This window comes from Acinetobacter sp. UBA991 (genome assembly GCF_002292065.1).
GTDB classification, from domain to species: Bacteria; Pseudomonadota; Gammaproteobacteria; order Pseudomonadales; family Moraxellaceae; genus Acinetobacter; species Acinetobacter higginsii.
On record NZ_DBBF01000017.1, the window covers coordinates 25,445 to 32,693 of the forward strand.

At 42.2% G+C, this 7,249-nt stretch carries 5 protein-coding genes; 1 reads left to right on the forward strand and 4 read right to left on the reverse strand.

The window, feature by feature from the left end:
• Positions 1-25: 25 nt before the first annotated feature.
• Positions 26-1,513: an NAD-dependent phenylacetaldehyde dehydrogenase gene (locus B2727_RS07080; RefSeq protein WP_033133186.1), complete on the forward strand. Its 1,488-nt coding sequence runs from the start codon at positions 26-28 to the stop codon at positions 1,511-1,513.
• A 70-nt stretch (positions 1,514-1,583) separates the two neighbouring features.
• Here B2727_RS07080 and B2727_RS07085 read toward each other — a convergent pair whose 3' ends face one another.
• The 4 genes from B2727_RS07085 to B2727_RS07100 all read right to left on the reverse strand — a co-directional run.
• Positions 1,584-3,998 (reverse strand): penicillin acylase family protein, encoded by a 2,415-nt coding sequence (locus B2727_RS07085; protein WP_050511449.1) that lies wholly within the window; start codon positions 3,996-3,998, stop codon positions 1,584-1,586.
• Between the two features lie 355 nt (positions 3,999-4,353).
• A complete protein-coding gene (gene pcaD, locus B2727_RS07090) occupies positions 4,354-5,127 on the reverse strand; it encodes a 3-oxoadipate enol-lactonase (RefSeq protein WP_033133184.1) in 774 nt (257 codons plus the stop codon).
• Positions 5,128-5,137: 10 nt separating this feature from the next.
• Positions 5,138-6,352, reverse strand: a complete 1,215-nt coding sequence (gene pcaF, locus B2727_RS07095; protein ID WP_033133183.1) for a 3-oxoadipyl-CoA thiolase — start codon at positions 6,350-6,352, stop codon at positions 5,138-5,140.
• A 389-nt stretch (positions 6,353-6,741) separates the two neighbouring features.
• On the reverse strand, positions 6,742-7,249 hold a 508-nt coding region (locus tag B2727_RS07100), incomplete at its 5' end, for a CoA-transferase (protein WP_291348690.1).

Sequence of the window (7,249 nt, forward strand, 5' to 3'; positions counted from 1 at the left end):
TTAGAAATGAAAAGAGGAAAAGAAAATGAGTGAAGTTCAGATTTTACAAAGCGTACAGCAATTTATGGCACGTCAACATGGGCATTTTATTGATGGAAAACTAGTTGCTGCTGAGCTTTTAGATAAAGTGGATATTGTAAATCCATCGACTGAACAAGTGGTTGCTCAAATTAGTATTGGTAGTCAACACGATGTCGAAAATGCGGTGAAAAGTGCGGAACATGCTTTTCAAAATGCTTGGGCTGAAACTACGCCCTATGAACGCGGCGTTAAACTGAACAAGCTCGCAGATTTAATTGAGCAACATGGTGAAGAACTTGCACAGCTAGAGTCGTTGTCTACTGGAAAACTCATTAATATTTCCCGCCATCTTGAAGTCGCACAATCTGTTATTTTCTTAAGATATTTTGCGGGTTGGGCAACCAAAATTAATGGTCAAACCATGCAACCTTCTATTCCTTCTATGCAAGGTGAAAAATATACGGCCTTTACTTTAAGACAACCGATTGGTGTGGTTGCAGGGATTGTGCCTTGGAATTTTTCACTGATGATTGGTGTCTGGAAAATTGGTTCAGCGTTAACAACTGGTTGCAGCATTGTGCTTAAACCAAGTGAGTTTGCCAGCTTATCTTTATTACGTTTAGCTGAACTTGCCATTGAAGCAGGGATTCCAGCGGGTGTGATTAATGTGGTGACTGGTAAGGGCGATACAGGACAATATTTAATTGAGTCTCCGCTGGTTAAGAAAGTCTCATTTACAGGTTCAGTGCCGACAGGCATTGCCATTGGTAAGCTCGCGATGAGCAGCGATTTAACCCGTGTCAGTCTGGAGTTAGGCGGAAAAAATGCCATTGCTATTTTGGCAGATGCAAATATTGATGAGATTTTGCCGACTTTATTGCAAGCAACTTTTGTGCATCAAGGGCAAGTTTGTGCATCACCAGAGCGGTTTTTTGTACACCGTACAAAATATGATGAACTGGTCGAGAAACTCTCTAAAGCACTCTCTAGTTTCAAAATTGGATCGGCTATGGATGAGGGAAGTATGTTTGGTCCACTCTCTAATCAGCCACATTTTCATAAAGTAAAATATTATTTAGATATGGCAAAAGCCAACAATCAAATTATTGTAGGGGGAGAGGCTTTAGATCAGACGGGATATTTTGTACAGCCGACTTTAATTTCCTTCAAAAATACCGATGATCCTTTATTTTCAGAAGAAACTTTTGGACCAGTGGTCGGAGTAATGCCATTCGAAACTGATGAAGAACTTATTCAACTGATGAATCAGTCGCGTTTTGGTTTAACTGCAAGTATTTGGACCAATGACTTATCTAAAGCTTTGCGGTTAATTCCGAAGATTGAAGCAGGAACCTTATGGGTCAATATGCATACATTCTTAGATCCATCCGTTCCATTTGGCGGGGTGAAAGCTTCAGGAGTTGGCAGAGAATTTTCGGATGCATTTATTGAAGATTACACCGAATTAAAATCGGTGATGATTCGCTATTAAGTCAATAAAGAGGTTTGTTATTTGAGACATAACAAACCTCAGTCTTTAAAATTAAAATTGGGCTAAAAAGTTAGTAAGTTAAAGTAATGCTTTGTTGAGTTGCTTGGTCGATTTCCTTTTGACTCACTGCATCCTCTTTACATTTATAACTTTCAAATAAAGGAAGCTGATCTGCAAAATGGGCATCAGTTTTTCCATTTTGATTGATAAAGCCACTTTGTCCTGGGGCTAAAATCGAACACATGCTGACTTGATTTGGATTTAACACCACTCTAAACGTAGCACTTCCTGTATTTCCATAAGTACTAAGCTGTTGTTCATGTGATGGATCAGCCCATGGAATACCGACTGAATTTTTGCTGGAAAAGCCCATGGTCGCCACTGGAATTTTCCAGTCATTCGAGTCAGTAGAGTGATACTGTTTTGAAAGTTCAGCCAGTGCGTTTTCTAAAGCTTTTAATACAACCTCATCCGCTGTTTGTCCTTTTAAGAAATCAATATTTTGTGGAACACTTGCCTGTTTACCTTGAAGAGCATTCCAGATTAATTTTGAGGCGCTGGCTGGCTGGGCACTACGTGGATCATTATTGACTGGATAAAGCGTATCGGTATAACGCTGATAAATACTTTCTGATAAGTTCGGTTTTAATACCAAGATAATTATCTGATTCAGCCATGCACGCATAATCGCTGGCGCTGCACCCTGATAATATTTCCCTTCACGATCTGGGCGTAATTTTAGATCCCATTCTGCCAATAGCAGTGCGACTTTTTTAGTTTGGGCCGAGGCTTTATCACTTTGTGCGGCTTTGATCATAGAGGGAATAAAATAGCGTGCATTCAGATCCGACCAAGCACCTGTTTTATTGATGTCCCAAATCTCTTGCTGGCTTAACTTTAGTTTGCTTTCCAAAGGTTCGATCAGTTCATTGACACGATCAACATATGAGAAATTCGAAGAGTCAGAACGTAACCCTGCATACGCTTTATTGTTCCAACTGCTGATATAACCTTTTTCAGGATTATATTGTTTTGGATTCTGCGAGAAATCGTAGAAACCTTGCCATTCCATTGAACCATCGCCAAGTGCAGGAAGTTGAATATGCTGGTTTTCAGGGCGAATCGGTAAACGTCCTAAAGCAGCGACCCCGATATTATTCTTGGTATCGGCATAGAACCAAGTAATAGAGGCTGCGACACGTTTGGCTTGAGCAAGGAACTCTTCCCAATTGCTGGCCTTGGCTGCATTGGCCCAGCCTAACAAGGTTTCAATTTCTACACCTTCCCAGCTACGTTTTTGAGCATAGGCGGTGTGATTTTTTTCATCCCATGTGCTGACAAAGCCTTGTTTGCTCTTATAAACATCTAAAATATGGTCCGCCTGATTTTTCACTTTTATTTTTACTTGCTTGTGTTCAAATGGAATATAAGCACCTTTGTATAAATATTCTTTTGAATTACTTGGGTTTAGAGTGAGTTGGTAAACATCGTTAGTATCGAGTGAGCCTACCGTAGAACCCCATGCGATTTTGCCATTGGTGCCAAATAAAATTGCAGGTAAACCGACAGGGGTAATACCTGTTAGGTCATAGCCAGCGCCGTGCAGGCCAATTGCATAGGTGATGGCAGGGGTATACCAGCCTTGTTGGGGGCCATTATATAAAACAGTCTGGCCCTCAATGGTCTTATCTCCCTTTACTACCCAAGCATTACTGGCAGTGGGTACGCCATCGACCACGCTTTTACCCAGTGCAATACGTGCTTGTGCCAAATATTTTTCTGCTGCCTGATTGGAGATGGGCAACATCTTTTTTGAGATCGCTTGTTGTCGTGCTGAAAGTTGTGCTGCTTGTTCGGACTGAATAATTGTTGGCGCTTTTGGATCATCTAACCAACGTAATTGTTGATAGACTTTCAGACCTTCTGTTTGGCCTTTTTCTTTTTGTAGTTGGGTGAGCAAGTCTAAGTTTGAAACTTCTAAACTTGCTGAAAAGAAGCGATTGAGAATGAGGCCGACCCAAACCATTGCTATGTCTTCTGTTTCCCAGCTTGAGGGTTTAAATCCATAATCAACAAATTCTTTTGGCATGAGTGCTGGATTGGCTAAAACTTCTTTGATGCGTTTATTGAAACCTGCCGCATAACCCTCAAAAATTGCACGGTCTTTAGGAGAGAGTCGCGCAATTTGTTGTCTGATATTTTCTGGATCAAAACGACTATGTGTTGCAATGTCATACTGTAAATAGTCTGGTCCCAGCACTTCGGCGACCGTACCTTGGCCTGTACGTTTTGACATCTCCATTTGAAATAAGCGATCTGTTGCCACTGCATACCCATAGCCATAAAAAAGACCAAAAGTATCCTTGGCATAAACATGTGGTGTTCCATAGTGATCACGCTTAATTGTGATTTGCTTTTGTGCCGAGATAGAGTCGGCCTGTGTTGAGGAGTGACAGCCGATCACAAAAAATAAACAACTAAACATACCAGACTTGAGTAACAGTCGAGTAGGGAAAGGTGGGTAGTTCGAACTTTGATTTTTCAATTGAAATATCCTTGTTTCATTATTTTTGAAAAGAGCGTACTTTTTAAAAGCCTGCTGAATAAAGAATCAGTAAATATTGTGCTGATTCTTTATTTAAAATTATTGTTATTTATCTCTGTAATTTTCCACTATTTACTGGGTATATCTTTATACCTTTTAAATGAGTGAATTGGTTCTAATAGGCTTAATCCTTGAAAAAGAACAATACATTTTTGAAGGTGAAAGTGGAGAAGATCTATTTCGTTGAGCAATAAAAAGGGATAACAATTATCCCTTTTTATCAATCATTAAATCACTATAAAAAATTTTCAAGCGCTACATTAAATGCCTCGGGACATTCAATATTTGAAATATGTGAGGCATTGATTTCTACTAACTGGGCATCTGGAATCTGCTGTTGCATAAATTGTCCATCGGCAACGGTAGTCACAGGGTCTTGTGTGCCAGCGATGACTAAGACTGGAATGGTAATATCCTTCAACTGTTCACGGACATCCGCTTTAGCCAAAGCCTCACAACAATTGACATAACCATTTGCGCTGCCAGCACTTAAGTCGTTACACAGATTATTGACGATTGCAGGGTGACTTTGGATAAAGGGATCTGTAAACCAGCGTGAAGCTGCTGTGGTAACGATAGGAACTAAACCTTGCTTTCGAACCAGTTGGGCACGATCCAGCCATGCTTGTTCCTGTCCAATCTTCGCAGCGGTATTACTCACAACGACACGCTGAAAACGTTCTGGATAATGGATGGCAAGCCATTGACCTGTTATTCCACCCATGGAAATACCACAGAAATTGGCTTTTTCGATCTTTAAATGATCGAGTAGGTGAATCACATCTTCACCAAGTTGTTGCAGGGTATATGGGCCTGTTGGTGTTGAAGATGAACCATGACCGCGTGTGTCATAACAAATCACATAAAAGTGTTCTTTAAAATAATTGAACTGCTTTTGCCACATGCCATAGTTGGTACCTAAAGAGTTAGAAAATACCAATGCAGGGGAGCTGGGATCGCCAAAGGTTTGATAATTAATTTGCGCATCAGCGGATTGAAAAATGGGCATGAAGTCTTCCTTAATTTTGTTCAACACGTTGAATAATTAGCGCAATGCCTTGACCAACACCGATACACATTGAACACAAGGCATACTGACCTTTGATTTGTTCAAGCTGATTCAAGGCAGTGGTGACTAGACGCGCACCCGAGGCACCTAAAGGATGACCCAAAGCAATCGCGCCACCATTTGGATTGACACGTGCATCGTCATCCGCCAAAGCTAAATCACGAGTCACGGCTAAAGCTTGTGCGGCAAAGGCTTCATTCAACTCAATCACATCCATCTGCGCTAGAGAGAGATTGGCTTGTTTCAGTAATTTTTTGATTGCAGGTGCAGGTGCAAAACCCATAATCCGCGGTTCAACCCCAACGGTAGTCGCAGCAATAATTTTGGCGCGGGGCTGGAGCTGATATTTTTCCACTGCTTCGTCCGAAGCAATCAACAAGGCAGCAGCACCATCGTTAATTCCAGAGGCATTACCTGCTGTCACAGTGCCTTCTGCTTTAACCACACCTTTAAGTTTGCTTAGGCCTTCTAATGTGGTTGATGCTCTTGGATGCTCATCGCTATCCACTACAACTGCATCACCCTTACGCTGTGGAATATGGACAGGTATGATTTCATTGCTGAAGAAACCTTTGGCTTGTGCAGTCGCCGTACGTTGTTGGCTGTTGAGCGCAAACTGATCTTGATCGGCACGATTAATATTGAATTGTTCCGCCACGTTTTCTGCGGTTTGTGGCATGCTATTCACACCATACATGTCTTTGAGTTTTGGATTGATAAAACGCCAGCCCATGGTGGTATCTTCAATCTTTTGACTACGGCCAAATGCACTGTCGGATTTTCCCATCACATAAGGCGCACGACTCATGCTTTCGACCCCACCCGCAATAATCAAATCAGCTTCATTGGCTTTAATGGCACGTGCAGCCATCGCAATCGCATCCAGTGATGAACCACATAAACGGTTTACGGTGGTTGCTGGAACTTGATAAGGTAAGCCTGCCAATAAGGCTGACATGCGTCCCACATTACGGTTATCTTCACCCGCTTGATTGGCACAGCCATAGATCACATCATCCACTTGTTGCCAGTCGATACTTGGATTGCGTTGTATAAGTGCCTGAATTGGAATAGCTCCCAAGTCATCAGCACGGACAGGTGCAAGACCGCCTGCATAGCGACCAAATGGGGTACGGATGGCATCGATGATATAAGCGTTTTTCATATTCTTACATTTCCATTTCTAAATCTGTTGTGAGCACTGCCACAAATTATGGGTTTAGTCATTCTTCCTTTGCGTAGGCAATGCCTCACTTTTGACAGGGCAAAAGTGACAAAACCCTTTGTTGAACAGAGGAGGCTTCCTTGCCTCCCTGTTCAACGGGCGACATCCATGTCGCCTGTCACGATAGTCAATTACGGGAAACATCTAAATCTTAGTAAGCAGAAGTTGTATTTAAACCTTACCATTCAAGGTTTCGCGGTAGCGACATGGATGTCGCTTCGTTACTTTTTATCCTTAAAAATCTCCCCTAACCCCTCTTTATAAAGAGGGGAACTCCTCCCTTTTTTAAAGGGTGAGGAACGATTAAAGTTCCGTAAGGGAGAGATTCATTATCCTTGAGTTGCATCAATCAACTGAGCACCCGTCAACGCCTGTAACTCCTCAAAGCTCAAACCATCCACTTTTTTAATCACTTTTAAACCGTCTGTAGTCACATCAATCACACACAGGTCGGTATAAATACGATCGACACATTTCAAGCCTGTGGCTGGATATGAAAGGGTTTCAACAATCTTGGGTTCACCCTGCTTGGTGTTGTGATCGGTGGTGATAAATACTTTCTTGGCGCCTACCGCCAAATCCATCGCACCACCTACCGCAGGAATCGCATCTGCTGCACCAGTATGCCAGTTGGCTAGATCACCAGTGGCTGCGACTTGAAAGGCGCCAAGTACCGCAATATCCAAATGACCACCACGCATCATGGCAAAAGAATCACCATGATGGAAAAAACTGCCACCCGTCAGCATGGTCACATATTCTTTACCTGCATTAATTAACTCAGGATCTTCTTCACCTTTGGCAGGCGGTGGACCAAATGCCAACAGGCCATTTTCC

What these genes read in the sequence shown, in the direction of transcription:
- pcaF (WP_033133183.1), bottom strand. Translation starts at nt 6,352, where the DNA reads ATGAAAAACGCTTATATCATCGATGCCATCCGTACCCCATTTGGTCGC.
- pcaD (WP_033133184.1), bottom strand. Translation starts at nt 5,127, where the DNA reads ATGCCCATTTTTCAATCCGCTGATGCGCAAATTAATTATCAAACCTTT.
- B2727_RS07080 (WP_033133186.1), top strand. Translation starts at nt 26, where the DNA reads ATGAGTGAAGTTCAGATTTTACAAAGCGTACAGCAATTTATGGCACGT.
- B2727_RS07085 (WP_050511449.1), bottom strand. Translation starts at nt 3,998, where the DNA reads ATGTTTAGTTGTTTATTTTTTGTGATCGGCTGTCACTCCTCAACACAG.